This is a genomic window from Actinomycetospora lutea (assembly GCF_028737205.1).
Classification (GTDB): Bacteria; Actinomycetota; Actinomycetes; order Mycobacteriales; family Pseudonocardiaceae; genus Actinomycetospora; species Actinomycetospora lutea.
The window spans coordinates 1-26,003 of sequence record NZ_JAQZAL010000028.1; the positions used below are offsets into that span (position 1 = coordinate 1).

General features: G+C 71.9%; 26 protein-coding genes and 1 tRNA gene. 5 read left to right on the forward strand and 22 right to left on the reverse strand.

The features are described from left to right. Positions 1-38: 38 nt before the first annotated feature. A complete protein-coding gene (locus tag PHK61_RS24980) occupies positions 39-1,115 on the reverse strand; it encodes a three-Cys-motif partner protein TcmP (RefSeq protein WP_274283736.1) in 1,077 nt (358 codons plus the stop codon). 274 nt (positions 1,116-1,389) lie between these two features. Between PHK61_RS24980 and PHK61_RS24985 the strand changes: the two genes are divergently transcribed. Continuing rightward, positions 1,390-1,812: a hypothetical protein gene (locus PHK61_RS24985; RefSeq protein ID WP_274283737.1), complete on the forward strand. Its 423-nt coding sequence runs from the start codon at positions 1,390-1,392 to the stop codon at positions 1,810-1,812. A 10-nt stretch (positions 1,813-1,822) separates the two neighbouring features. Here the strand turns inward: PHK61_RS24985 and mobF are convergent, their stop codons facing one another. The 12 genes from mobF to PHK61_RS25045 all read right to left on the reverse strand — a co-directional run bounded on the left by mobF (position 1,823) and on the right by PHK61_RS25045 (position 15,279). Continuing rightward, positions 1,823-6,307: a MobF family relaxase gene (gene mobF, locus PHK61_RS24990; RefSeq protein WP_274283738.1), complete on the reverse strand. Its 4,485-nt coding sequence runs from the start codon at positions 6,305-6,307 to the stop codon at positions 1,823-1,825. Positions 6,308-6,584: 277 nt separating this feature from the next. After that, entirely contained in the window at positions 6,585-7,337 is a 753-nt protein-coding gene (locus PHK61_RS24995) for a hypothetical protein (RefSeq protein WP_274283739.1), read from the reverse strand. Positions 7,338-7,399: 62 nt separating this feature from the next. Next, positions 7,400-7,816, reverse strand: a complete 417-nt coding sequence (locus tag PHK61_RS25000) for a hypothetical protein (protein ID WP_274283740.1) — start codon at positions 7,814-7,816, stop codon at positions 7,400-7,402. Further along, positions 7,813-8,583 carry a hypothetical protein gene (locus PHK61_RS25005; RefSeq protein ID WP_274283741.1) on the reverse strand — a complete coding sequence of 257 codons (771 nt, stop codon included), beginning with the start codon at positions 8,581-8,583 and terminating at the stop codon, positions 7,813-7,815. Before PHK61_RS25005 ends, PHK61_RS25000 begins: the two co-directional genes overlap by 4 nt. Further along, positions 8,580-10,583, reverse strand: coding sequence for a hypothetical protein (locus PHK61_RS25010; protein ID WP_274283742.1), 2,004 nt, complete (start codon positions 10,581-10,583; stop codon positions 8,580-8,582). Before PHK61_RS25010 ends, PHK61_RS25005 begins: the two co-directional genes overlap by 4 nt. Before the next feature lie 203 nt (positions 10,584-10,786). After that, positions 10,787-12,637 carry a type IV secretory system conjugative DNA transfer family protein gene (locus tag PHK61_RS25015; RefSeq protein ID WP_274283743.1) on the reverse strand — a complete coding sequence of 617 codons (1,851 nt, stop codon included), beginning with the start codon at positions 12,635-12,637 and terminating at the stop codon, positions 10,787-10,789. After that, complete coding sequence (locus PHK61_RS25020) at positions 12,637-12,996, reverse strand: hypothetical protein (protein WP_274283744.1); 360 nt, start codon at positions 12,994-12,996, stop codon at positions 12,637-12,639. Before PHK61_RS25020 ends, PHK61_RS25015 begins: the two co-directional genes overlap by 1 nt. Before the next feature lie 31 nt (positions 12,997-13,027). Further along, positions 13,028-13,624, reverse strand: coding sequence for a hypothetical protein (locus PHK61_RS25025; protein WP_274283745.1), 597 nt, complete (start codon positions 13,622-13,624; stop codon positions 13,028-13,030). Beyond that, positions 13,621-14,097 (reverse strand): WhiB family transcriptional regulator, encoded by a 477-nt coding sequence (locus tag PHK61_RS32140; RefSeq protein WP_420791438.1) that lies wholly within the window; start codon positions 14,095-14,097, stop codon positions 13,621-13,623. Before PHK61_RS32140 ends, PHK61_RS25025 begins: the two co-directional genes overlap by 4 nt. Next, positions 14,090-14,542: a single-stranded DNA-binding protein gene (ssb, locus tag PHK61_RS25035; RefSeq protein ID WP_274283746.1), complete on the reverse strand. Its 453-nt coding sequence runs from the start codon at positions 14,540-14,542 to the stop codon at positions 14,090-14,092. The genes PHK61_RS32140 and ssb overlap by 8 nt, the downstream gene beginning before the upstream one ends. A gap of 303 nt (positions 14,543-14,845) precedes the next feature. Further along, positions 14,846-15,076 carry a hypothetical protein gene (locus PHK61_RS25040; RefSeq protein WP_274283747.1) on the reverse strand — a complete coding sequence of 77 codons (231 nt, stop codon included), beginning with the start codon at positions 15,074-15,076 and terminating at the stop codon, positions 14,846-14,848. Further along, positions 15,076-15,279, reverse strand: coding sequence for a helix-turn-helix domain-containing protein (locus PHK61_RS25045; RefSeq protein ID WP_274283748.1), 204 nt, complete (start codon positions 15,277-15,279; stop codon positions 15,076-15,078). The genes PHK61_RS25040 and PHK61_RS25045 overlap by 1 nt, the downstream gene beginning before the upstream one ends. Positions 15,280-15,544: 265 nt before the next feature. Between PHK61_RS25045 and PHK61_RS25050 the strand changes: the two genes are divergently transcribed. Both PHK61_RS25050 and PHK61_RS25055 read left to right on the forward strand, forming a co-directional pair. After that, complete coding sequence (locus PHK61_RS25050; RefSeq protein WP_274283749.1) at positions 15,545-16,573, forward strand: hypothetical protein; 1,029 nt, start codon at positions 15,545-15,547, stop codon at positions 16,571-16,573. Continuing rightward, positions 16,557-17,309 (forward strand): class I SAM-dependent methyltransferase, encoded by a 753-nt coding sequence (locus PHK61_RS25055; RefSeq protein WP_274283750.1) that lies wholly within the window; start codon positions 16,557-16,559, stop codon positions 17,307-17,309. Before PHK61_RS25050 ends, PHK61_RS25055 begins: the two co-directional genes overlap by 17 nt. 47 nt (positions 17,310-17,356) lie before the next feature. Here PHK61_RS25055 and PHK61_RS25060 read toward each other — a convergent pair whose 3' ends face one another. From PHK61_RS25060 to PHK61_RS25075, 4 genes are all read right to left on the reverse strand, one after another. Beyond that, positions 17,357-18,730: a tyrosine-type recombinase/integrase gene (locus PHK61_RS25060; RefSeq protein ID WP_274283751.1), complete on the reverse strand. Its 1,374-nt coding sequence runs from the start codon at positions 18,728-18,730 to the stop codon at positions 17,357-17,359. A gap of 106 nt (positions 18,731-18,836) precedes the next feature. Continuing rightward, positions 18,837-18,910, reverse strand: a tRNA-Thr gene (locus PHK61_RS25065). Between the two features lie 48 nt (positions 18,911-18,958). After that, positions 18,959-19,336: a hypothetical protein gene (locus tag PHK61_RS25070; protein ID WP_274283800.1), complete on the reverse strand. Its 378-nt coding sequence runs from the start codon at positions 19,334-19,336 to the stop codon at positions 18,959-18,961. 108 nt (positions 19,337-19,444) lie between these two features. Beyond that, a complete protein-coding gene (locus PHK61_RS25075) occupies positions 19,445-20,191 on the reverse strand; it encodes an arylamine N-acetyltransferase family protein (protein ID WP_274283752.1) in 747 nt (248 codons plus the stop codon). Positions 20,192-20,211: 20 nt separating this feature from the next. On the opposite strand from PHK61_RS25075, the gene PHK61_RS25080 reads away from it, so the two are divergent. Continuing rightward, positions 20,212-21,000: a carbon-nitrogen hydrolase family protein gene (locus PHK61_RS25080; protein ID WP_274283753.1), complete on the forward strand. Its 789-nt coding sequence runs from the start codon at positions 20,212-20,214 to the stop codon at positions 20,998-21,000. Here PHK61_RS25080 and PHK61_RS25085 read toward each other — a convergent pair. Then, on the reverse strand, positions 20,997-21,362 hold the full coding sequence (locus PHK61_RS25085; protein ID WP_274283754.1) for a hypothetical protein: 366 nt from the start codon (positions 21,360-21,362) through the stop codon (positions 20,997-20,999). The genes PHK61_RS25080 and PHK61_RS25085 overlap by 4 nt on opposite strands. A gap of 101 nt (positions 21,363-21,463) precedes the next feature. After that, complete coding sequence (locus PHK61_RS25090; protein WP_274283755.1) at positions 21,464-22,303, reverse strand: alpha/beta fold hydrolase; 840 nt, start codon at positions 22,301-22,303, stop codon at positions 21,464-21,466. 63 nt (positions 22,304-22,366) lie between these two features. On the opposite strand from PHK61_RS25090, the gene PHK61_RS25095 reads away from it, so the two are divergent. Then, positions 22,367-22,954: a CGNR zinc finger domain-containing protein gene (locus tag PHK61_RS25095; RefSeq protein WP_274283756.1), complete on the forward strand. Its 588-nt coding sequence runs from the start codon at positions 22,367-22,369 to the stop codon at positions 22,952-22,954. 24 nt (positions 22,955-22,978) lie between these two features. Here the strand turns inward: PHK61_RS25095 and PHK61_RS25100 are convergent, their stop codons facing one another. The 3 genes from PHK61_RS25100 to PHK61_RS25110 form a co-directional block, all read right to left on the reverse strand. Beyond that, complete coding sequence (locus PHK61_RS25100; protein WP_274283757.1) at positions 22,979-23,458, reverse strand: helix-turn-helix domain-containing protein; 480 nt, start codon at positions 23,456-23,458, stop codon at positions 22,979-22,981. A 4-nt stretch (positions 23,459-23,462) separates the two neighbouring features. After that, a complete protein-coding gene (locus PHK61_RS25105; protein ID WP_274283801.1) occupies positions 23,463-24,614 on the reverse strand; it encodes a serine hydrolase in 1,152 nt (383 codons plus the stop codon). Positions 24,615-24,695: 81 nt separating this feature from the next. Next, positions 24,696-25,904, reverse strand: coding sequence for a DNA polymerase III subunit delta' (locus PHK61_RS25110; RefSeq protein ID WP_274283758.1), 1,209 nt, complete (start codon positions 25,902-25,904; stop codon positions 24,696-24,698). Between the last annotated feature and the right edge of the window lie 99 nt (positions 25,905-26,003).

A 26,003-nucleotide genomic window follows, 5' to 3' on the forward strand; every position in this document is an offset into this window, starting at 1 on the left:
CGCATCCGGTCGCTGCTGCACTGTGGATCTCTTGCACTCTAAATCCGGAAGAGCCGCTTTAGGGTGAGCCTCTTGAGATGAGACGCTGCGTAAGGTGTATTCACGAGGACATACTGCTCAAGCTCCTCTACACTCACCAAGTTCCCCGCAAAGTGGCTCTGCAACTCAAGTCTCAGCGGATAGGTATCAACCTCGACGTCGAAGAGTACGTCTTGGCCCGCGAAGAAGTCAGAGAACTTTTGCCCTCCACCGGGATCGACCCGCCACATCGCGTCCTTCATCACTCGAAGTCCTGTGACGCTGCGGGTCCCGTAGAAGAGGAAGTACCCGGTCTTGCCGTCCTCTCTGATCATCTCAAAGCTGTGCACGTAGGGGAAGCCGCACACACTTCTGAGCTGATCTTGATAGAGGTTGTGCAGGAAGAGCTTCCGGTCTGTACCCGCCAGATCGCGGGCGTTCTTGTAGAGGTCCGTGCCGAACAGCTCGGTCAGGCGATCGTCAATGTTGCCGGCCGCGGCGAAACGATTGACCGTGTTGAAGTCGAAGTAGACGAACAGTTCGCATTGCCGGAACGCAAGCAGGCGCGCCAGCAACGCCATGGGGATGCCCTTAACGCCAAATGGATCGACAAAGGCGAAGGTGGGCGCCAGATTTGCCTTTTGTTGCTCCAGGTACTGGAGCATCTCGCTGGCAACTTCCTCGAAGCTGGAGTTGTTAACGGAGACGCCCACATTATTGGGCCAGGGGCTGTTCTGACGCTGGAACTCCGCAACGATCTCGGCGAGGCTATCGCATCGGTCGGCCTGCATCTCGTTGAAGATAAAGACAAATTGCTTGTTTGACATCTGCGGGAAGTAGTTGTGCTTGAGTAGTGCGTCGAGCGCAATCTGCGGCGACCCCGGTTCGCCTCCTTGGTAGACACCAGGTCCGGCAAAACCGTCGAGAAACACCACACGTTCGTTGTACCTGCTGAGGATGGGAAACCAACCCCCGAGGTAGTACTTCAACAGGTCGTGTTTCGCGCGAGTGTGGGCTGGCAGTTCCCAAGTCGTCGACTTCGGCATCCCGGGAAGAGCCCCCTTGATCAAGTGGTGTGCCGCAATCATATCGGGCATGACGTCGAAGTTGTTACGCGTCCAAACGGACTAGAGGCCGCAAGGAGCACCCAATTGGCGGTGCCCAAGGTCGCGCCCAGGCGCTCATCCGGCCTGATACCGCGCTCCTTGTTCAACCCGCGTCGCCGGCCGCTCGAATAGTGCGCCGGACTCGCGCCATGGCGCTCTTCGACGGTCCGGACCTGCTGCGTCGATCGACGCCAGCTGCGCCGCCCGGACGTTCTCGAGGCTCTCGTGCTTCCGCCTGTCAGTCCCGAGTGTCACCGTGTCGAGCATGGACGTGACCGACGCGGACGTGGCGGCGATCCCGGTAGGCAACATCTGCGTGCCACACGCCGATTTCGTGGCCGTGTGGCGCGCGGCGTCCGACCGGGATCACGAGGACTTCTCCCGCGGTGGCCAGGGCTGGTACGCGGCCGGGGTGGCCACGACGTGCCGGTGGCTCGCGACGGCACCGTCGCGGTTGGCGAACGGCCTGACTGACCCGACGCCGGCGCCAGCGACTCATCGGACGGCCTTGGCGTACGAGGAGTTGATCGAAGCGGAGTTCCTCGCTGCTGAGCGGCTCGCGGAGACGCGCCCAGAGCTCACGCAATCGCGCCCCGGATGGTGTGAGGGGGTCCGGGCGACCTTGCGGTGGGCATGGCGTCGCCAGGGCCCTCCGCCCCTCGACGCCGAGGTCCCGGCCGAACTCTGACCTCGGGCGACTATGTGTCGACCTCGTCGAGGTCCCCGACGTCGTCCGACTCGACGTGGTCGTTCGGCTCGATGGTGTCGTTCGAGGTCTCGACCAGTTCGTCACGGGTTCGCCACTGTGCGAGCTGCTCCGCGCGCTGGTCGGCTTCGGCCTTCGCGTCGGCCTCGTCGCGGGCACGGATCTCGGCCAAGGCCCGGTTGGCCTTCCCGACCGCGGCCGAGGTCTCGTCGGCGGTCGGTACGCGGACGTGGTCCTCGGCGACGGGCCTTGGCTCCGATGACACCACCTCGCGGATGTCGGGTCCAGCCGGCTCGACCTCGGTCGGCTCCTCGGCCTGTTCGTCGTCGGCGTGGACGTCCTCGGCTGTTTCGGCCTCGGCTGGCTCGGCCTTCGCCTGTTCATCGTCGGGCTGCTTCTCTTCGGGAGTCTGCTCGTCGAGGTCGTGTGGTCGATCGGTGACGTCGTCCTCGGTGACGTCGCGGTGGGCCTCGTCGTCAGCGATGGCGGCTCTATGGGCGGCGAGCCATTCGGCGGCGGTGGTGCGCTGCTCGGGTTCGTCGTCGGCGTGACGGGCGGCGAGCTCGGCCTTGGCTCGTTCGGCGGCGGATCGGGTGCCGGCGGTGTGGGCGAGCCACCGGGAACGGGCTTCGTCGACGTCGTTGAGCTCGGCGGCGCGTGCTTCGAGGGTGGAGGCGAGGGTCGCGGTCTGTTCCGCCTCCGCGCTGAGGCGAGTCTGCTCCTCGGGCTCGGTGGCGGCGCCCGCTTCGGCGCGTCGGACCTGGGCGTCGTGCCCGGCGCGGGTGGCGGCTTGGTGGGTGCCGGCGAGCTCGTTGGCGACGTAGCGGGGTGCCCAGGCGGCTTCGCGTTCGTGGGCACGGACGCGGACGCGGAGCTGGCCGTCGGAGAGCTCGAGCTCTTCGCGGTCGATCTCGGGTCGGCCGAGGGCGCGCCAGGCGGAGCGGTAGGCGGCGTAGGCCTCGACCTTGCCCGGCCCAGGTGCGGGGCCGAGGGCGTCCTCGGCGTCGTCGTGGCCGCTGAGTTCGCGCCAGGCGGCGACCGCGCTGGCTCGGTCTTGCCACTGCCCGCGGTCTGCGAGGGATTCGGGGACGGGACCGAGGGCCTCGGTGAGCCAGCGCGGCAGGGTGGCCGCTAGCTGCTGGCCGAGTTCGGCGCTGCGTCGGTCGGCGGCCTGGGCGAGGGAGGTGAGGTAGCGGTCCCAGTCGGCGTGTCCGGTGGCGGGGGTCCAGTCGGCCCAAGTTTGCCCGGTCGGGTCGAAGGTGTGGGCGTCGCGGATGCGGCCGTGGATGACGTTGGTGAGGTTGCGGGCCCCGTCGAGGGGCCGGTCGGCGAGGGCCTCGCGCAGCACGGTGTCGGGGTCGTGGCCGGCGATCTCGGCACGGCGCAGGATGCGGGTGAGCGAGGCGGCGCCGTCCTCGGCGGCGAGTCGTGCGCGGTCGTGGTCGGTGATGGTGCCGGCGGCGGCGAGGGCGTCGAGCCAGCGGCCGGTGCGCTCGGTCGCGGCGAGGTGGGCCGCGTCGGCGAACAGCTCACCAGCGGTGCGGGTGCTGCCGGAGTCAGCCGCGGACTCCGTCGCGGTGGCGAGCGCGGAGGCGGAGTCGGCGTGGTCGTCTCTGGCGATGACGCTGGCGAGAACGGCGACGGGGTCTCGGTGCAGCGAGTGGTCGGTGGTGAGCCCCTGTGCGGGGTCGGTAGGGCCGGTGATCGTGGCGACGTGGGCGGTGTTGGCGTCCCGGCCGCGAGTGAGCCCCACATAGCTTGCAGCGCGGCTGGTTCCAGGTCCTGCAACGAGGTGGCTGGTCTCGACCGTCGCGCCTTGGGTGGCGTGGACGGTGCCGGCGTAGGCCAGGGAGACATCGGCGGCGACGTAGTCGCTCGGCAGCGAGATCGGTTCGCCGAGGACATCCCGACCATTGGGTTCGCGGCCGTGCACGCGCGCGACGGTGAGCCCACCGTCCTCGCTGACGGCGGTGACTCGGTAGGTCTCGCGGTTGATCGGACCCTGCTTGTTCCCCTCGTGGCCCGCCAGCTCCCAGCCGTTCCTGCGTGCGGCGACCAGGTCGCCGACTCCGGCGTAGTTGCCGTCACGTCCGAGGCGGACGCCGTGCTGGTCGACGTAGCCGAGACGGATGAGCTCGCTGCGCAGCGCGGCGGAGAGGCGGTCGGCCTGGTCGTTGGTGTCGACCACGAGCACCGACCGGTGCCCGGCGAGGGTGTCGGCGAGCCAGGCGCGGCTGGCGGAGGCCTCGGCATCCTCGAGGGTGCCGGCGTCGATGAGTCGCCCGTGGCGGTGGTAGTCGCGCAGCACGGTCTCGTCGCCGTCGCGCAGCCGCAGGGATGCGGGTCCTTCCCAATCCTCGCGGAAGCGGCGGGTCTCGGTGAGCTCGTAGCGGGCGCCGGCCTGGGCGAGCAGGTCCATCTCGCCGCCGGCGCCGACGGCGGCGAGCTGGCGGTGGTCGCCGACCAGGAGCAGCTTGGCGTCGGCGGCCTCGACGTGCCCGTAGATCGCGGCCAGTGCCGTGGTGTCGGCCATGGCCGACTCGTCGACCACGACCAGGTCACCGGATCGCAGCCGCCACGTCGCGGCGTCATCGACCTCTCCACCCACAGCGAGGCGGCCCTGGGTGTTGAGCCAGCGCTTCACGTTGCGGGCGTCGAGGCCCTCGTCGGCAAGAACACCAGTAGCGATCTGGCTGCTGGCCAGCCCGACCACTCGGCCCGCAGAGCTGCCCCGCAGCTCCGGGTCGGACCACGCCTTGGCGAGGGTGCCGACGACGAAGCTCTTGCCGGTGCCGGCCGGCCCGACCAGCGTCTCGATCCGCGCGCCGGAGGTGAGCACGCCGCGGACGGCGGCGGCCTGGTCGACGCCGAGCTCGAGGCCGGACTCGCGGAGTTGTCCGAGGAAGCGGTTCGCGACCGTGGTCGGTGTCGCGCTGGCGTCCCCGCGGCGGGTGGCGGCGGTCAGCGCGCGTTCGGTGTGGACGTGCTCGGGAGTGGCGTAGAGCTTCGCGCCGGGGGCGTCGTAGGCCGACCGGCCACTGGTCAGGCGCAGTTCGTCGGGCAGGGCGTCGTCACCAGGGCGGGCGGCGTCCAGTGGGGTGGCGAGGTCGAGTCCCTCGTCGGTGAGCCAGTCCAGCAGCCCGGCGACGTCCTGGCCGTCGGTCAGGCCGAGGGTGTCGGGCAGGGCGTCGTTGATCGCGCGGGTGAGGTCGGCACGGGTCCAGGCGGCCTTGCGCGTTTGCACGTCGGCCAGCGCGGTCTCCAGGACCTCCTTCGGTGACCACTCGCCCGCCACCGGCCGGTCCTCGTCGCGGGCCTTGAGGACCTCGTCGGCAACGGCGCGCAGCCCGCCGGCGACCTCGCCGCGCAGCTGGGTGTCGACCCGGTCGAGGAACTGGCTGCGGGTCTCGCCGTCGTGGGACTTCGCCTTCCGGGTGGCCATGGTGGCCTGCCGGGAGAGCCGGTCGCGCTCGAGGCCGTTGGCGTCGCGGTCGTGGTGGGCCTCGAACTCGGCGATGAGCTCGGCGGCCTTCTCGGTGACCGCCCGGCGCCGCGAGGAGAACAGGTCAGTGACCGTGTCGTCGATGCCGATGACCTCGCGGGCCTTGCCGTCCGGGCGCATGGCCAGCCGGAGCCCGAGCGCGCGGGCGAGGTGCTCCTCGGTGGTGCGCTCGCCGACCGCGGCCGCGGCGGGCCGGAACTTGTGGATCGCGCGCGAGTCCAGAGTGCGCCACTCGTCGTCGGAGTCGCCTGGGGCGCGGTTGAGGATCGGGTTGTGGATGTGCAGCTGCGGGTCGTGATCGCGCGAGTCGTGCTGGAAGAACGACGCCACCACCCAGCCGTGCGCGTCGACCCACCGACCGGCTGCCCCACCGTGATGTCCGACCCGGGCGTAACCGGCCTTGTCCTGCAGATAGGAGAGAGCGGCGTTGTTGCCCGCCCAGATGGCGTCCTCCACGGCCTGGCGGTACTCGCCCCACGCCGCGGCGGCGTCCTCGTCGCCGGCTGCTCGAGCCCTGACTTCCTCGGCTTCGAACGCGGTGTGCAGCACGGTCACGCTCTTCTGAACGCTGAACGTCGCGTCGAGGAAGGCGACGTTGTGCCGAGCCTGCTTGCCCGCCTCGACCCGTAGTTCAGCGCGGCGTTCAGCGGAAGCGTCAGACTCGCGTTCAAGCGCGGTGGCGTACAACTCGTCCTCGGTCGCGTAGCGGCGGCCGGTGTGGCCGAGGGTCGGGACCTCGTCCCACCGGTCCGGGTCGGCGAACCCTTCGTGGCGTGGGTCGAGGAAGCGCTCGTAGAGCCCACGCATGTCCTGGGCGTCGACGAGCCCGCTCAGGCCGAGCTTCTCCGCGCCGGAGCCCCACCAGCGACCCGGAGGTTCGCCGTCGGTGACCGCACCGGTGTAGTAGGACTCGCGGCCCGTCGCGACCTCGTTGAGCAGATATTCCGGCGAGTAGCCGGACGAGACGCTCAGCATCCGGACGACCCGGTGAAGATCGACGGAAGGGTGTCCGAGAGGACGGCGGCGGTAGGCGGCTCTTGCGGGCGGCCGGAGGCCGGCCCGGCCCCTCGGATCGTGATGCCTAGGTGTGCGTCTTCTGATCTTTCCCTTGATCTTTTCGTTCCTGAGTCTTGTTGCTCGTGTCGTGTCGTCTGTTCGGTGTAGTGATCGGTGTCGGGAAGTGGTCTTGGTTCTTGCTCTTCGTCGTGGCTCTGGTTCGTGCTTGTGGTCGCGGTGATCGGTTGCTGAGGGTTCATGGTTGGGCCTCGTCGGTGGGGTCGTTCGTGTTGGTGTTGATCAGACGGAGGGGCAGCGGGCGGTCGCGGAGTGCTTTGAGCGCGGCGGCGGCGGTGCCGCGGGAGACCTCGGCGGCGGTCTCGAGCTCGGTGACCGTTGGCCAGGCGCCGTGGCGCTGGGCGTGGCGCGACGCGGCCGCCTCGGCCCGGTCGCGGGCCGGCGAGGCCGCCGGCCGCGGGGGCAAGACAGCCGATCGGTCGTCGTCGGCGAGCTCGGCGCCCAGCGGCTCCGCGTCCTTGCCGGGCTCGGGCTGAACGACGCCGGGCTGGACGTGCGCCTGTACAGCGGCGGCGTTGAACGATGTCCGGTGAACGGGTTCGGGCTGAACGGCACGGGGGCTCGCGGCGGCGAGCAGGTAGAGCAGGTGCGCGACGACGGCGGCGGCGACGGCGGGCCAGGCGCCGACCCCGAATCGCAGCGCGGGGGCGACCTCGACGGTGGGTCCGCCGGCCAGGTAAGTCGCTTGGGCGAGCCCGGACAGGCCCGCCGCGGTGACGACAACCGTCCACGCGTAGCGGGCCGCTCCGTCGCGCAGGCGCGCGGTGGCGGAGTAGGCGACCAGCGCGAGCCCGTCGGTTATCAGCGGGTAGAGCCAGGCGATCCCAGCCGGCACCCGGGCGGCGACAGCTACCTCGAACAGGCCGTGAGCGGTGGCCACGGCCGCGCCAAGCGCGACCGCCAGCCCGGGCAGCCAGAGCAGGGCGCCCACTCCAGCCTCACGGCGGGAGGTTGCTCCGGGCTCGCCTTCGGAGTCGACGTCGTCCATCGGGTTCAACCCGCGCCATCGTCGTCGGCGCTGCCGTGCTCGAGGGCGCGGTCGGCGGTGTGCCAGCTGGTGAGCTGCTCGCGGCGCGACTGGTCCTGCTCGATGTCCTCGCTGATCTGCCGGTTCGCCCGCAACCCCGCCCGCGCGACCGAAGAGACTTGGCGTGCAGGGGCGGGTGCCGCCGCGTCAGTGCCGCGCGCACTGCGTGCACGGTCGGTGCGTTCGCGAGCAGGGCGACCACGGGCGGCTTTGCGCTCCAGCTCGGCAACTGTGCGGCGCAGGTCGTCGAGGCTTCCGCAGAAGCAGTCGTAGTTCGGCCACAGGACCCCGAGCCGTTCGGTGAGGTAGTCCCACTGGGCGCGCTCCGCGCGCTCGCGCTCGCGGCGCTGCGCGCGGGTCTCCCCCGCCTCGGCGCCGGTCACCGTGACCACCGCCCCTCGCGGCCGGCTGCCCCGTTCGCCGTCCCGTTCGCTGTCCCGCTGGTGGCGCTGTTCGCTGGGCCGTGGAGGTGCGTCCCGATCCCGCCCCGACCACGTGTCTCCTGATCGGGGGTGGGCTCGGGAGGCGCCTGATCGCGCCCGTCGGCCCACCACGCGGCGATCGAGCCGAGCGCGTCGAGACCGGGCACCGGTGTCGCACCGGTCGGGGCCTGGGACCAGCCCGCGCGGGTCTGATGACGTTCCCGCGAGCACGACCCCACCGAAGTCTTGAGCCGGCGCACCACCCCGGGGCGTTGGCGGTCGTGCCAGTCCCCGGCCAACTGCACCGACGCGCCCCGTTCCTCATAGGCGGCACGCCAGGCGTGGGAGAGCCACAGCAGTTCCTCGACGACCTCGGGGTGCCAGAGCCAGCACTCGGGCAGCACCGCGACCCCGTCGGGGTAGCGCAGGAACACCCGGTGCAGCCACCGACACAACCCCTCGAGCAGCTGCGCCGCTGCTGCCGGGTCGGTGGGCGCGGTCACCCACGACGGCGCCACCGTCGGACCCGGGCGGGCGGGGGTGGCGGCCACGGCATCGGCGAGCTGAGCCACCGTGCGGGCCAGGTCGTCGACCCGGGTCGGGGTACCGATCAGCGCGTCGAGCCCGCGGCGGAGCCCGTCGACCTCCCGGGCCAACCCGGCCAGCGCCTCGACCCGCGCGAACTCCCCCTCCCCGCTGCCGGACTGGCTGGTGGGGCGGCGGCTCACCGGAACCACCCCGGCGACCCGTTCTCGCCGCCGTCGCCGTCGCCGCCGGCCTCGGCGGGGGCGGACGCGCGGTCATCCACGTGCCACCGTGCTCGCTGCTCGCGCCTCTGCTCTTCGACGCTCGCGTCGACACCTGCGTTGATACCTGCGTCGCTGCGCAGGTCGGCGCCAGGCGCGAGGCCGGTGAAGGCGTCGCGGGCGGTGAGCCGGGCACGGACGTCCTCGAGCCGGGCCCGCAGGCGATCTCCATCGTCGGAGTCTGGAGCCTGGCCGAAGTCGGTGCTCCGCCGGTAGTGACGGCTGTCGAGGGCGACCTCGTCGACCGGTTCGTCGGGAGCCGCGTCATCGGCGCGGGGCCAGTCGGGGGCCGCGAGGGTGTCGGGCTCGCCGTGCTCGTCGCGCTGGAGCTCGTCGAGCGCGTCGCGCTCGGGGATCGGGGCGAGCTTCTCGAGGGCCTGGAGCCGGTGGTACTCGGCCCAGGCGTAGGGGTCGGAGTCGTGGGCGCGGTCGGAGAGCACCGCGCGCTCCTGCGCGTCCTGCAGCGCGTCCTCGACCGCGGTCAACGGGCGCGACCGCCACCCCGAAGCGGGAGCGGTGTTCTCGCCCAGCCAGGTGGTGCGGGCGGTGGCCTCGTCGTCGGAGGCCGGCTCGCGCCAGTCCGGGTCGCCGTACTCGGCAGCCGGGTTGTAGCTCGTGCTCGCGCCCGGACGGGCGTCGAGGTAGGCCTCGTGCTCGGCCGCGGTCCAACGTTCCGGCCCCGCGGCGCGCGCCTGGTCGCTCAGTGCATGGTCAGGCAAGGCCTGGTCTGCCAGGGCATGGTCGGTAGGGGCTTGGCCGGCCAGGGTGGCGCGCTCGGCGGCGGCCAGGGGGCGGAAGCCTCCCGCGACGGTCGGGTCGAACACGACGTAGCCGTCGCGCTCGGCGATCGCGGCCGCCGTGTCCCAGTCCCCCACGTCCGCCTGGTTCTCCTCGACGGCCTCGTGGTCGGCTGCATGCTCGCCGCGAGCCGAATCCGCCCCAGGGTCGGTCTGGTGCCTGTCGAGGCGGACGACCTGCCCGGTGGCGGGGTCGGTGTAGATGTCGGTGTCCGGGTCGTATCCGGCTACGTCGACTCCGGCGCCTTGGGCGATGCTCTGGGCCCGGTCGGCTCGCTCGGTGAGGGTCAGCTCCCGCCCCGCGTAGCGGCCCCACGCCCACCCGGTGTCGACCAACGCAGGGTCGGCCTTCGCGCGTTCGGCATCAAGATCGTGCGCCGTGGGGATCAGGCCACCAGAACCAACCTCGCCGAGGTCGAGGTCACGCTCGGGGTCGATCTCGAGGGGTTGGAGCGCGGCGTCGAGCTGGCGGCGCCAGGTAGCGGTCTCGGCCGCCAGGGCGTGGTCGTAGTCCTCGCGGACCAGCCCGATGTAGCCGGCGACCTGCGCGGGGACGCTGACCGCCGGGAGACCGTGCGCCCGGCGCTCGGCCTCGTCCCAGGTGGCGTCGAGCTCGCGCAGGGCGCCGGCCTGATCGGCGGGACTACCGGAATGGGCGACCTCGTCGCAGTACTCGGCGCGGGCGATCAGCTCCCGCTCCGAGAGCTGCGCGAGCGGCAGCGTCGGATCAGGCGTCGCCCACGCGACACCCGTCGCATCGGCGCCAGCCGCCGTCGCCGTCGGGCGGTCGGTGGGATCGGTGGGCTCGGTCATGGCGGTCTCTCCTGCAGCAGCGGCGCCTCGTTCGACGTCGGCGTGGTCGTGTGAGGTGGTGTCGTCGCGCTCGTTGTCGGGTTCGGCGGCCCGGTAGCGGGCGTCGTTGAAGGCGACCCCGGCGGCGGCTGCGGCCTGTTCGGCGCGCTCGAGCGCGGCGACGTGCGTGAACTCGGCATCGTCGGGGGTGGTGGCGGTGGCAGCGGCGATGTCGTGCCAGGTGGCGCCCTCGCTGCGGGCGGCGGCCACGGTCTGCCACTGCCACCCGCCCAGCCGACTCGGGAGTTGGTGCTGGGCGGCGAGTGCTTCCATCGCTGACGGGGTCGCTGACGGCGCCTGCTGCTCATCGAGCAGCCCCTGCAGCAGTGCGGCTCGGTCAGAGTCGCCGCTGCTGGCCGCGCGTGCGGCGGCCTGGGCGAGGACGTCCCGGCTGTTCCACGCCTGCCAGGTCGCAAGCAGCCGCTGCAAGCTCGGGGTCGGCTCCCTCGTCGACTCCGAGATCGGCTCCTGGGTGGTCACCGCGGCCACGACCCGGCACGGCTAGGCGACTCGCCGATGACGGGGTCGACGACGGGCTCGACGTCGATCACCAGCGGTACCCGGCCGAACTCCGGCTCCGGGCGCGCAGGCGGTGCCGGTTCCCCTCGCCTGGGGGTGGTGGCGCGGCGCCACAGCGCCCTGAGGCCGACCTCGACCCACGCCCGCCCCCGCCGCCACCGGCCGCGCCACCCGATCGCCTGCACAGGGGCGTGCAGGGCGCGGACGTCGCGGCGGGTCCAGGCCATCCGCGCCCGCCCGATCACCGGAGCGATACCGCGCCGGTAGACCACGACCTTCCCCGCGGGCAGGTTCGCCAGCTGCGCCGGCGCCAGCACCAGCACCTTCCGCACGGTGCGGCTCGCGACGCGGCCGTGGAGGTCGGTGGTGGTGATCCGCTCGTCGCGCTCCCCGGCCAGGGTGGACCAGAACTGCAGGTCGGCCTGGTCGCGGGTGCCGCCGAACAGCAGCACCGAGCCGGTGTTGTTCAGGATCGTGGCGGTCTTGTGCTCCCCGTAGCGGGCGAGCAGCTGAGCGCGGGACTGGAACGGGGCGATGATCGTGACCCCGCGCCCACCCATGTCCGCAGTCCAGTTCTCCAACGGCACCGGCGAGATGAGCGCCGCCTCGTCCAGCGCCAGCAGCAGTGGCGGATCGAGCCGCCCGGCCGGCTTCGCGGTGGCGAGGCGGCGGGCCTCGCGGGCGATGTGCCCGGTCAGCGCACACACCAACGGGCCGGTGTCGGCTTCCTCCGCGCCGAGCAGGAACACCGTCGCCCGCCCGGCGAGCAGAGCCTCGACGTCGAACGGTTGATCGGTCGGCGCCGCGGCGGCTGCCGCGTCGGGATGGTTCAGCCACCCCAGCGCCGGCATGATCGAGTTGGTGATCGAGGTGCGTGTGCGGTCGTTGGTGGTGACGAACTGCTCGGCGGCCTTGCCGAACGTCTCCACCTGACTGCGGCGCAGCAGCGCCGGCACCTCACGTGAGGCGCGGTCGTTGTCGGCCACCCAGCCGAGCACGTCGCGCATCGACCCGCCCCCGAGTGCGGCGGCGTGCAACAGGGCGGCCAGGACCCGGCGGGCCTGGGCGTCCCACCGCTCCGCGTCCCCGTGACTCGCTCGGGAGGTGGCGGCGACCATGTCGGTGGCGCGCTCCATCGCGGTCACCGGGTCGGTGCAACTGGTCAGCGGGTCGAAGCTGATCGTGGAGCGGATACCGCCGAGCCCGACCGGGTTGAACACGAACACCGGCCCCCGGCTGTGCTGCCGGATCGGGGCGCACAGCTCGAGCAGGTCGGTGCGGGTAGAGGTGACGACCGCGGCGCCGGGCGCGTCGAGGACGCGGCCGGCCAGCCAGCCGGTCTTGCCGGTCCTGGGCCCGCCGAAGACCAGGGTCACGTCCTCGACCGAGGACCACACCCGCTGCACCCCGACCCGGCACAGCTCCACCCCCACCGCGGTCGTGGGCACCCCGAGCCGCTCCCGCCGTGACAGCAGCGCCAGCGACGGGCGGACCGTGCCCGCCCGCCGGCGGGTGGCGACCGTGCCAGCATGCCGCGCCACATCCAGGGTCGAAGCGACCCCGGCGCGGCGCCGCGAGCGCGCCGACCAGCGGGAGACGATGGACCGGCTACGCGACCAGCGGTGCCAGCCCACCACCGCGAGCAACACGGCGGCGACGAGCAGCGCCGGCCACGACACGGCCTGCAGCAGCGTCAGCGTCGGCAACAGGGCCAGCAGGCCCGGCACACAGGCCCAGAGCCGGGCGCCCCGCGCCAGCAGCAGCGCGGTCGCGGCGGTCAGCAGCACCAGGATCAGCAGCGTCGCCATCACCGTGACCACCCACCGTGCGTGCTCGACGACCCCGGGAGCTCGAGGCGCTGGCGGAGGTCGGGGGGCTGGGGAAGGTCGGTGGTGTCAGTGAGCCAGTAGCCGCCGCCGGAGTGGGCGAGCTGGAAACGCGTCCCCTCGCCGAGCATGCGGCGCGCCCAGTCCTGGGCGGCGTCATCGGTCAACGGCTCGTCGGTGCGGCCCGCCACCGCGCCGTCGATCAGCAGCGCCCAGGTGATCGGGCCGCCGCACGGCACCTCCCCGAGCCCGACCCCGAGCACCGCCGCGGCGATATCGGCGCGGACCAGCTCCACCCCCAGCAGCAGCGGCAGCGTCGCGTGCACCTGCTCCCCCAGCACCAACACCCCGCTCGCACTGGCCGTTCGCCGGCTACGCATCGCTTCCTCCCTCGTCGCCGTCCTCGTCGTCCTCGCCGTCGCCCGCATGGCGCTGCCAGGCCTCTAGGGCCGCGGCGCGGCGAGCGCAGTCGTGCTCGTGGCCCTGCTCGCGGTCGTCGGGATGCGAGGCGAACGGGCCGCTGTCACGCACCCGCGCCCGGCACGTGGTGCACGTCCACACCGCCGAGACCGACCCACAGCCGGCGTCAGCGCCGGCCGTGGCGCTGGCGCTGGCCGTGGGGGGTGGCGGTCGGTGCTCGATGAGCCACTCCCACGCCGCCTCCTCCCGCGCGCTTCCTTCTTGAGCTGTGGGGAGCTCGAGGGCCTGGCCGACGGCGTCCCAGCTGTGCCCGGCCCCGCGGGCGCGCAGCGCCCACTCCCGCAGCGCGCCCGCCGCGACCTCGGCCACCAGCCGCCCCGCCCGCACTCCGGCCAGCGGATCGGCCAGCACCGGACGCGAGAGCCCGTGGAAGCCCTCGATCGGCTCTTGCTGCTCAGTGGTGTCGAACGCGGTGACCGCGACCCGGCGCACGTGCTCGCGGGTCGACCATGCCGCCTGCTCCCGGCGGCTCACCTCCAGCGCGCTCACCGCGCGCCACCCCCCGCAGTCCTCGTTGGCCGCTCAGCTCGCAGCTCGGCAGGCACGCGGGCGGCCCACCGCGCGATGGTGCGGGCGCTGACCCCGTACTCCCTGGCCACCTCCAGCGGCGACGACCCGGCCTCGAGCAGCGCCAGCCACCGCGGCTTGCGCCGCCCGGCACGCACGGTCGCGTGTTCGCGCTGCGCCCGGGCTCGTCGACGCTCCTGCTCGGTCATCCCGCCCGCGATCCCGTACGGCAACCGCTCGAGCGCCTCAACCAGACACCGCTCCCGCACCGAACAGCCGCGGCACACCGCCTTCGCCGCCTCCACCTGCCGGCCCACCAACGAGTCGCTCGCCGCCGCCCCGCCCCGCCCGTCGTCCAGCACCTGGCCCAGCGTCTGGTCGGTGGCTTCCGGGAAGAACAGCTCCGGGTCGACGCCCCGGCACGCCGCCCATGCCTGCCAGTTCGTGTCAGTCATCGCCGCCCACCAGCTCGTCCACCAAGTGGTCGACCGAGTCGTCACCGCTCTCCGCCGCCCCGTTCCGAGCAGCGGGCGCGACGGCCGACATGCGCTGCGGGCGGGCGGTGGCGTAGCGCAGCGACACCCCGACCTCGTCGACCTCGAGCTCGATCACCTGCCGGCGCTGACCCTCGGCGGTCTCGAACGAGCGCTGCCGCAGCCGCCCGGTCACCACCACCCGGTCGCCCCTGGACAGCGACTCCGCGGCGTGCTCGGCGAGCGCGCCCCACGCCACGGCGCGCAGGAACAGCGCATCCCCGTCGGTCCACTCGCCGGACTGGCGGTCGAAACGCCTCGGCGTCGACGCCACGGTGAACCCCGCTCGGGCTGCGCCGCTGGGCAGATACCGCAGCTCCGGGGCGTCGGTCAGGTTCCCGACGATGGTCAGGGTGGTCTCGTTCATGACTTCTCCTCAATGACTGGTCAGCCGCGCCCGTCGCGCAGCTGGGTGGTTCTGGGTCCCGCCGAAAGGCGGGTGGAGGCGTCCTGGCTGCCTCCACCCCGCGTGCGGGCGCCGCCGGCCGTCGAGGTCTCCGGGGTCAAGGGCCGGACGCAGTCCGGCCGCGCAGCGGCGCCACCGGCGCCCTTGAAGCCGGAGGAACGGCCGGCTCACACTCGGCGGGACACCACGGCGCGGCGTCGCCCCCGGCGACTCGCCCTGCTTCCTCGGCCCCGCGGCCTTGAGCGCCCCGGCCACGGGCGGTCTCTAGCCGTCCGCGGGTGCTCCCGCCGCGCCCTCGAGAGCCGGCGTGGTGGCCTGATCGAGCGCCGACATCAACCCGCCGATCGCTGCCGGTAGCCCCTGCCCGACCGGCGTACCGATGAACAGCACCAGGGCAACGAGGGAGAACACCACCGCGCCGGCGGCGGACCGAGTCTTGGCGCAGATGAACGCGCCCAGGATCGCGAATAAGATCAATAGCCCGACGCTCGACATCAGGAAGCACCCCCTTCGATGGCTCCTGACACAAGTGCGTCGATGACGGGACCGGGGATCAGCCAACGACCCCGGATTCGAACCGCGCGAAGCTCACCGGAGCTGATTGCCCGGTAGACGGTCATCCGCGACATCTTGAGCATCTGCGCGACCTCGGCGACGTCGTAGAACGTCGGTGCCCTCTCACTGCTTCTGATCGACAACGCTGACTCCTCGCTGCGGACGCTGGCCCGAGATGGCGGCGTCTGTGCATCGAGAGTCAGGGAGGGAGTCGATGCCAGTCATCGATCCTTGCTGGTGGCAGGCGGTGGACGCTGAGGCTTAAGGGACTTGCTTGTGCGCAAGTGTCATCAGTCGCCGCAAGCCGCGTGCTACGGTTGCTCGTAAGATCTTCCAGATTTGCAGGTGCAAACTATGGCGATCTCGCCCCGCTCACTGGCCCGGATAGCCGAGTCCTCTGGATTCGGCATGGCCGACGTCGCTTTCCTAGCCGGGCTAGACGAGAGCACGGTCTGCCGGCTATGGGACGACCCAGACTGGCTTGACAGGATCAAGGGCCGAACGCTTCAAGCCCTTGTCGGGGCGCTACCTGGGGTCGGTGAGTATGTCCTCGGTTACTCACTCGCCGACCGCCGAAGCCGACTCGCAGACAGGCTCAGCTCGAAGGGCGTGGAAGTCGACACGGCAACCTTCGGGAGACTAGCGAGCGAAAAACGGGTCCCTGAGCAATACCTCAGCAATGCCTTAGAGACCGCAGCATGCGTTCTTGATGGGGACGCCAAGCAGGCGGCCGCTCATCTTGCCAGATTCTGGGGACGCGACCAGGACTATGCGATGGGTGCTGTTTTCGGGTCCACTGCTATCGGAGCCCTACTTGTCGACGCTACCCCTCTGCACGCTGCCGCCCTGGGAATGGCGGTCGAGCTTGGCGAGCGGCCCAATTCGTTCCACGCCATCCTTGCGCAGGCAAACCTCCTCCACCATCTATCACTAAGTACTGGCGAGACGCCGCGAGCACTGCCGCCCGACCTCAACCGCAACACCGCACTTGCCTTCCGTAGCTCCACTATGGGTCGACTCATCTCGACGAACGATCCCGAGATAGCGTTCGCCTACTCACGAAAGGTCGACGAATCACAGCTGCTCAAGATGGTGGAGGAGTGGGCGTTCCCCACTTACTGCCACGACGTGAAGCCGTCGCAAGACTTCTCCCTTCCCCGGTCATTGCTGATGAGACAGACTGCTCCTGAGATCATCCGGGAGATCGAGACCTACAACGATGCGTACCTGCTGTATCTAGCCCTCACAGCCCTACCGACGCTCCTTGGCCGCGACGGCACCTTCGGCTTGAGGCGAGACGAGCTCGGCGCTCGCCTCGCAGCGAGACGGGAACGCGTCGCACTCCCAGAGACGGGCGTAGCCTGCGACGCTATCCTCTCCGAGCTAGGCAAAGACGATCGGGAGCTCGGAGGCACCAAGTTTGACTACGCCTGGTAGCCCGGCGGACACCTACGCCGCCAACGCCGACTTCTGGGTAAAGATCATCCGCGAGCAGCTCGACAGATACCGAACCGAGCTGACCGATGGAAGCGTGTTAGACGCTGTAGGCGATTGCTCCGGCACGCGAGTCTTGGACGGTGGCTGCGGCGAAGGCTATATGTCCCGGTTGCTCGCAGAGCGCGGAGCATCAGTGGTGGGCGTCGACACCTCGGAGACATTGATTGCGTCTGCACGACATCACCCCGACGCCCGCACACTTGGAATCGACTATAAGGTCGCAAACCTGGAGAACCTTCCGGAACCTGATGCGACCTTCGATATCGCCGTGTGCAACCACGTTCTTAGCGACGTGGCCGACCCGGCGTCGGCGTTACGCGAGTTGGGCCGAGTGCTGCGCCCTGGCGGTCGACTGGTCGCCCTGATGCTTCACCCATGCTTCTACACAGCCCACGCTGAGCGCGACGCGTCTGGCAGCATCCCGGTTGCCACGTATTTCTCCGAGCGGCGCGTAGATCAGCCCTTCGTTGTAGCGGGCTTAGAATCCCCCGCTGAGGTCCACATGAACTTTCGCCCGCTCGAGTTCTACTCGCAGGCGATCACTGACGCAGGGTTCCTGATCAGCGGTCTGTCGGAACCGCATCCGCCAGCAGAATGGCTCCGAGAAGTCGCCTGGTGGAAGAAGAACTTCGTAAGACCGCTCTTCTTGCTGATATCGGCGGAGCTTCGGCCTTGAAAATCTAGTCCTCGGACTAGAGGCCGCGACAGCCTTCAGGAGGATTGTTAGTCCTCGGGAAAGGCCGCAGCGCGCTCCGTCGGTGTCCGACGATTCGGCGGTCGGACCCGTCGATCGGCGAGCGCTGTAGCCGCTCGCTGGTCGGCCTCGTTGACGAATGCCGTGTAGATGCGCAGGGTTGTTGACCCCCCGCCGCTATGGCCGAGTCGGCCAGCGACGGTGCGGACGTCGACGCCAGCAGCGATGAGCTCGGTAGCGGAGTAGTGCCGCAAGCTGTGGAGCCGGGTGGCGATCCCGAGCCGCGCTGCAAGGCGGAGGTATCGCTGTGTGACGCTATCCGGCTTGGTGGGCGTGGAGCCGTCGGGCGATGGCGAGAAGACGTAAGCGTCAGGGGCGAGGGAGACGCCGAGTTCGGTTGCACGCTGTTCGCAGCGAGCTCTGTGCTCTTTGAGTACCTCGATGATCTCGAGGTCTAGCGTGACACGTCGGTCCTGGTGGGTCTTGGTGTCCTTCTCCCACACACGACCACCAATCTGTCCGGTGCTTCGTTTGAAGATGGCGACGCCGGCGTGGTCGAGGTCGAGCCGTGACCAGCGCAGGCCGCAAACCTCCCCGCGACGCGAGCCGGTCGTCATGATGAGCCACACGAGCGTGCCCCAGTCGGGATCGGCGTCCCATGCTTCTTTGAGGAGTAGGGCAGCTTCGGCGGGCGTCGGCGGGTCTGGATTCGGCCGCGGTGTGCCGGGTGGCTCGGTCTGATCGACGGGGCTGACCGCGATCCATCCCCAGCGCACAGCACGACCGAAGGCGCCGCTGAGGATCGCGTGGACGACACGAATGCTCCCAGGGGCAAGGGGACGGCAGGTATGCGTCCTACATGCCCTCTCGCACCACCGGCACTCGACCTCGAGATCGCCCTGCGCGACCTTCGCGCACTTGCGGCGGCTGGTGTGCTCGTCGCACGCATGCTGGTGGTCGGTGCGGTGCTGGACGAACACCCGACCGTTGCAGTGATCACGGCACCGACGGAGCTGTGCGTAGAGGCGCTCGATGTGCTCGGCCTTGACCGCTCCGACCTGCCGCTTCCCGAGCTCTGGGCGGATGTGTTTCTCGATCTTGCCGCCGTAGCCAGCTCGAGTCTTGCGGTCGATATCGACGACCTCGAGGTACCGGTCTATGAGCTCATGGACTGTAGCGCCGGTTCGGGGGTTGCGCCGCTCGTCGACCTGGTTCAGCAGACGCGTCCGGACCTTCTCGGCCTCCCGCTCGGTCTCGCGCCGGGTCGCACGTGCCAGCACCGTCTCGCGGAGCCACATCTTCTCGCCGGTGAGTTGGTCGATCCCGGCGTAGACCTTGACCCGCGCCGACCCGCTGGGGAGCCAGCCGATCGAGCCACGCTGGCGGGTCTTCGCGGGGGCCACGAAAGCACCATAGACGGGCTCGAGGTCACGAAGGAGGCCACGAAGGAGGCCACAGAACGAACGAAAGGAGGGCCCTGCCGCACTGCGACAGGGCCCTCACCTGCGGAGCCGCCTTCGGGATTCGAACCCGAGACCTACGCATTACGAGTGCGTTGCTCTGGCCGACTGAGCTAAGGCGGCAGTGCGTGCCAGTGTAGGGCAGGGCTCCACCGCGACGATCGGGCGGGTCTACGCCGCGACCAGCAGCAGGACGCCGAGCCAGACGAGCGCGACGACCTTGGCGCCCTCGAGCGCGATGTAGGCCAGGTGCGCCCGGGAGCGCGGCGGGTCGTCGCCCGCGAGGACGCGGTCGGAACGGCGGTTGAGCACCGGGCGCACGATCGCCAGCTGCACGACGAGCAGCACCACGAGCACCGCGACGAGCACGGCCTGGGCAGCCGGGACGCCGGCGAGCACGACACCGACGATGACGGCGACCGCGAGCACGAGCTCGGCGACGTTGAGCGCCCGGAATACCAGGCGCCCGATGCCGAGGCCGATGACCGTCGTGACCCCGGGCGCGCGGAACTTCAACGGCGCCTCGAGGAACGAGATCGCCAGCACCATGCCGAGCCACACGAAGGTCGCCGCCGTCGCCACTGCCACGTGCCCGTTTGTACTCGGGAACGACGGGGCTCGTCGTGCCGGCAGCGCGGGTCGGTACCGCGCGGTGAGTCAGTCCGGCGGGCAGAGCGCCGGGGGCACGGCGTCGAGGACGATGCCGAAGGTGTCGCGGTAGGTGGCGAGCTGCTCGTCGACCGGGAGCTTCTTCTCGGTGCGCTCGCCGTCGTCCGGGGTCTCGATGAACAGGTCACCGGAGATCGTCACGCGCGCGGTGGGCGTGAGGCGGGATGCGAGCAGGGCCTGGGTGAACGGGGACGTCGGCGAGGTCCGGTGCCACCAGGCCATCGGGACGAAGTCGGCGAGTGACCGCGGGCGCGGGTCGAGGCGGTACTGCGTCCTGCCGTCCCAGACGATGTCGAACTCGCCGTCGGGGGCGTCGCGGACGGTGAAGACGCCGGCGCGGTCCGGCTGCTCGTCGCGGGAGTCCAGGTCGATCGGGCCGACGGCGAAGCGACCGAACCCGACGTCGACGAGGGTGGTGCGGTCGACCACGAGCGCCATGTGGTCGCCGGGGAAGCTGAACCCGTCGTCGGTGGCGACGCGCGCCGAGCAGCGCCACACCTCCCGTCCCAGCGCGCCGAGCAGCCACGCGAAGGCGCCGTTGAGCTCATAGCAGAATCCGCCGCGGCGACGGTCGACGATCTTCTCGACCAGCGCGGGGTCCTCGAGCGGAACGCGGTCGCGCTGGTGCACCGACAGGTTCTCGAAGGGCACGGTCTCGAGATGGCGCGCCATCAGCGCGTCCAGCGGGTCGTCGGCGCCCGCGCCGATCCGCGCCAGGTAGGCCGTCGCGTCCACACACCCGGTATACACGGTGCATGCGCGTTGCCCTGGCCCAGATCCTCGCCACCGATGACCCGTCGGCGAACCTCGAGATCGTCGCCGACCACGCCGCCCTCGCCGCCCAGCAGGGCGCGACGGTCGTGGTGTTCCCCGAGGCGACGATGTGCCGGTTCGGGGTGCCGCTGAAGCCCGTCGCCGAGCCGCTGGACGGCCCGTGGGCGAACGAGGTCCGGCGCATCGCCGAGCGCCACGACGTGCTGATCGTGGCGGGCATGTTCACCCCGACCCCGGACGGCCGGATCACCAACACGCTGCTCGTCACCGGCCGCGGGATCGACACGGCCTACGACAAGATCCACCTCTACGACGCGTTCGGCTTCCGGGAGTCCGACACCGTGGCGCCGGGCTCGAAGCCCACCACGGTGACCGTCGACGGGACGACGCTCGGCCTCGCGACCTGCTACGACATCCGCTACCCGGAGCTCTTCCGCGCTCTCGCCGACCAGGGCGCCACGGTGACGCTGCTGCCGGCGAGCTGGGGCGCCGGGCCCGGCAAGGTCGAGCAGTGGCAGCTCATGGTCCGCGCCCGGGCACTCGACGCGACCACCTTCGTGCTCGCCGCCGACCAGGCCGACCCGACGAGCCGCGGCATCGACCCCGGCAAGGCCCCGCGCGGCGTCGGCCACAGCCTGGCGGCGTCTCCGTTCGGCGTGACGATCGACGAGCTCGGCGCGGAGCCGGGGCTGCTCGTGGTCGATGTCGACCCCGAGCAGATCCCCGAGGTCCGCGCGACCCTGCCGGTCCTCGCGAACCGCAGACTCTAGGCCGGGCGGCTGAGCCAGCTCACGCGCTCCTGGTAGGGCGCGAGGCGGGTGAGCAGCCGGCGGCGCGCGGCCGGGGCGGCCGTCGCCGTGAAGGCGCGGTCGCGGGTCATCCGCGCACGCATGGCACCGGGGTCGAGCACGAGCACCTTCGACGCCTCACGGACGGCGGCGTCGAGTCCGGAGTCGCCGGCGTGGGTGGCTTCGCCGCCGACGCGGTCGGCATAGACCTGCGCGGCGGCGAGGCCGTCGGCGTCGGGTCGGGCGGCCACGACCAGGACGCGTTCGGCGTCGGGGGTCTCGCGGGGGGTGGGGACGGGCAGGGCGGTCGCTGCCGGGGTGCTACCGGCGGCGCGGGTGGTCATCGTGAACTCCCAGATCGTGCGCCTCGGACGGGACGGTCCGGCGACGCTGTTCGTCGTACATATCCATAGACGCATGGCGTGGACTTCGGTGTCCTGTGACGTCAGGCACCGCAGGGCAGGATCCCGGCGAAAAGATCGATCAAGGTGTCGGACGCCTCCTCGGGAAGGAAGTGGCCGGCGCCGGGCACGACGTGCAGTTGCGCTTCCGGCAACGCGTTGCGCAGCGTGGTGCCCACCGTGCGCGGGATCCAGGTGTCCTCGGCGCCCCACACGACGTCGGTCGGCACGGCGATCTCGCCGAGGCGGGCGACGACGTCGCGGGTGTGGTCCTCGGTGAAGCCGGCGACCTGGTCGAGGTAGCGCTGCTGTCCCTCCGGGCCGGCGTAGCGGGCGAGGTAGGCCCACTCCGCGTCGTCGGCGAGGGCGCCGGCCACGGTGGTGCGCAGGTGCGCCGTGATCATCGCGGTGAACAGGTGATGGGGCATCTCCCGGTAGGTGTCGAGGTGCGCCCGGACGTGCTGGGTCGCCCCGGTGACCCACGGCGACAGGACGGCGGCGTCGACGACGACGAGGGCCCGTGCCGGGACGCCGTACACCAGGTGGGCGCGCAGGGTGGTCGCGGCGCCGATGTCGTGCCCGACGAGCACGGGCGCGTCGAGCCCCCAGTGCTCCACGAGCGCGGCCAGTGTGCGGGCGTGCCCGTCGACGGAGGGCTGCTCGCCGGTGGAGTCGCCGTAGGTCGGGAGGTCCCAGAGGTGCACGGGGCGGTGCTGCGCGAGCGCCGGCGCGACGCAGCGCCAGAGGTAGGACCAGGACGGCGTCCCGTGCGTGAGGACGACGGGGACCCCGGGGCGGTCGGCGCCGAGGACGTCGACGGCGATGGTGCCGGTGGGCAGGGCCACGCGGTCGCGCAGCGCCCAGGTCGCGAGATCGGTGGCCACGAGCCCTCCTCGACAGGGTTGTACTATCGGTATGAGCCTTACTCTACGAGGAGTGCGTAAGGGATGCAAGCGGTCTTTGACGATTACGTGGCGGCGGCCGGTCTGGCGACGGAGCTCGTCAACACCGCGCCCGGGGTGTGGCACGGCGAGGACCAGCTCCCGGACGACGCGACGCTGGCCGCCTTCGTCGGTGCATACGGGCTGTCCGGCGACGGCGACCTCGCCGCGGTGCACGAGCTGCGCGACCGGCTGCGCGCCGTGCTCGACCTGCGGGACGAGGAGGCGATCGAGCGCGAGGCGTCCGTGCTCGTCGGGCGGGGGCTCGGCACGGTGGGCCTCGAGCCCGACGAGCGGGGTCGGCTGCAGTGGATCGCGCGGCCGGCGGCGGACGCCACGCTGGCCGACCGGCTCGCCCTGATCGGCGGGGTCGGTGTGCTCGGCGCGCTGCGGACGCTGGGGCCCGAGCGGTTCCGCGACTGCGCGTCGGACACCTGCTCGGGCGTCTTCATCGACACGAGCCGGCCGGGACGGCGGCGCTACTGCATGCCCGACCTCTGCGGCAACCGCGCCAACGTGGCGGCCTACCGCGCGCGGCAGAAGGCGAGCGGGGGCCTTCCTGACGTCCAACGTCAGCAGCGCCCCCCACGCTGACTCACCCCGGGTGCGACGCAGGGTTCAGCGGAGGGTGCCGGCGAGGTCGGCGGCCGCGAGGAGGGCGACGAGCACGGGCACGACGCCCGAGTCGGGGACGTGGTAGGTCCGGCCGTCCTGCTCGACGACGCGGGCGGCGGTCAGCGTCCGCAGATGGTGGTAGAGCTGACCGGAGGAGGAGAGCTCGGCGGCCTCGACCAGCTCGCCCGTCCCCGCCGGCCCCGCGAGCAGGCGGCGCACGAGCGCGAGGCGCACCGGGTGGCCGAGGGCGGCGAGCACCTCGGCGACCGGGCCGGTGGCGAGGCCGAGGGTGGCGGCGGCGTCGTACCCGATCGTCCAGGTGACCGGCCCGCGGTCCTCCTGCAGGCGCACGTCGCCGTGGTAGCCGATCTCACCCGTCTCGCGGCCGGGGTCGACCGGCGCGGGGCCGCCCGCGCGCTCCTCGAGCGCGGCGACGCGTGCCTCGAGGGCGTCGAGGCGCGCGTCGGCGTCGGGACCGGTCATTGCGTCACGCCGCGCAGAGCACACGGGACCGCGCGGCCGGGCCCTCGACCGCCTGGACGAGCAGCCGCAGCTGACCGGTGGCCACCTCGTCGAGGGCCGTGCCCGGCGCGAAGCCCCGCCCGAGCAGCACGCCGATGCCGATCGTGCCGTCGGGCCGGCGCACGCTCAGCGCCATGGTCCCGATGCCCGGGAACGATCCGCCCTTGATCGCGCGGACCTGCCCGTCCGGGCGGGGCGCATCGGGCTCCAGCTCGGCCCGGGCCACGTCCGCCCCCGGCCCGAACGACCCGCTGATCACCGCGCGCCACAGACCGGCGAGCTGCGCCGCCGAGCCCGTCGACGTCGAGCGCGCCCACCGCTCGCTCTCGAGCAGGAACGCCTCGATGTCCTCGGCCCGGGCGGCGAGGCGGCGTCGCGAGTCCTCGCGGTAGGCGGGGTCGGACGCGAAGCGCTGCGCCATCGCGAGCTCCGCGGGGCCCCGGACCGAGCGCGGCGCCGACAGCGGCGGCGCCTCCTGCGGGCGGACCAGGGCGAGCTGCGCGCCGAGCTCGGAGGGCAGGTCGAGGTCGCGCCACCCGCCGCTCGCGGCCGCGCCGACCAGCTCCTGGTCGCCGAGGCGGTCGCGCAGGAGGTCCGCGGCGGCGTTGTCGCTGAACTGCACCATCGCCGCCACCACCTGCTGCAGCGTCACCGTGCGATTCGGGTCGAGCGCACCCTGCAGGCCGTCGCGCGGGATGCCGAGGGCGTCCAGCGCGCCGACGTGCGCTCCGGCGTCGGCGGCGAGGTACCAGTTCTCCCAGTCGCCGACGCGGACCTGCTCGTCGGGACGCAGCCGGCCCTCGGCCACCGCTCGGCCGTAGGCCGCGACGTGCACGACCTTGGCCGCCGACGCGATCGGCATCTGCGCGCCGGGGGCGTGCGAGACGACCGCGCCACGGCCGTCGTCCACCACCAGGCCGACGTCGTCGGGTGTCGCCGCCGTGATGCCCAGCCAGCCCTCGGCCGTCGTCGGATCGGCGGCGGGGGCCGGCGCGCAGTCCGCGGGCCGCGGGGGGTTCGCGGGCACGGACGCCGCCGGCACGGACGCGGGCGCCTGCGCGACGTCCCCGCCCGGCGAGCAGGCGACGGGGACGAGCAGCGCGACGGCGAGGGCCATCACCGTGAATCCGCTTTTCCGAAATTCCGGCATGGCGGGGACGCTAGCCCGTTCGCCGACGCCCGCGCCACCGCGGCGGGCTCAGCCCGCGCGCAGCGCCGTGACGAGCGCGTCGATCGCGATCTCGGGCTTCACGTTCGCGGCCAGGGCGTCGCGGCACGCGAGGATGGCCTCGAGGCGACGCAGGGACGCCTCGGGCGTGCTGTCGCGGGCGGCGTTGCCGATCTCGGTGGCGCGGTCGGGGTGGGTCGACGTGACCGAGGCGCCGACCCCGCGGACGAGGACGTCGCGGTAGTAGCCGGCGAGGTCGACCAGCGCACGGTCGAGGGCGTCGCGCTTGGTGCGGGTCAGCCGCGACTTCTGCTTCTTCTCGAGGTCCTTCTCCGCCGCGCGCGCCGAGCGCTGGGCCTGCGCGGTGCCCTTGCCCGTCCCGCCGGCGCCGAGGGAGACGGCGAGCTCCTCGCGCTCGGCCTCGTCGCGGGAGGCGGCGAGGGCGGCGGCCTCGGTCTCGGCCGCGCCGACCATGGCGTCGGACGCGGCGAAGGCGTCGGCGGGCGAGCGCAGCGCGCGGGGCAGGGCGAGGACGGCGTCGCGCTCCTCGCGCGCCTCGGGCACGCGCGCCAGGCGGCGCGCCCGCCCGATGTGCCCGCCGCAGACCGAGGCCGCCCACGTCGCGTCGGCCTCGGGCACGCCGTCGCGCTCGACGAGCACCGCGGCGATCGCCTCGGGCGCGGGCGAGCGCAGGCGGACCGCGCGGCAGCGCGAGCGGATGGTCACGGAGATGTCGTCGGGGTGCTCCGACGGGCAGCACAGCAGGAACACCGTGCGCTCCGCCGGCTCCTCCACCGACTTGAGCAGCGCGTTCGAGGCCTGCTCGGTGAGCCGGTCGGCGTCCTCGACGATGACGATCTGCCAGCGCGCCGTGGTGGGCCGGCGGGCGGCGACGTCGATGGTGGTCCGCACCTCGCGGACGCTGATCGAGAGGCCCTCGGGGACGATCTCGCGCACGTCGGCGTGGGTGCCGGCCATGACGGTGTGGCACGCGGGGCACTCGCCGCACCCCTGGTACGGGCACTGCAGGGCGGCCGCGAAGGCCCGCGCGGCCACCGAGCGCCCCGAGCCGGGCGGGCCGGTGAAGAGCCAGGCGTGCGTCATCCCCGCCCCGACGCCCTCCTCGGGCGCGCCGTCGTCGAGCTCGTCGGAGAAGCGCACCCGCGCCCCGCGCTCGGCCGCGGCCTGCAGCTCCGCCACCGCGGCGGGCTGACCGACGACCTGCGACCAGACGCTCACGCCGTCGATGATGCCCCACCGGTCCGACGGAGCGGCGCGGACCACCGGGACGTGCCGGCACGCTGCGGCCACGATGTCCGTCCCCGAGGACCTGCGCCG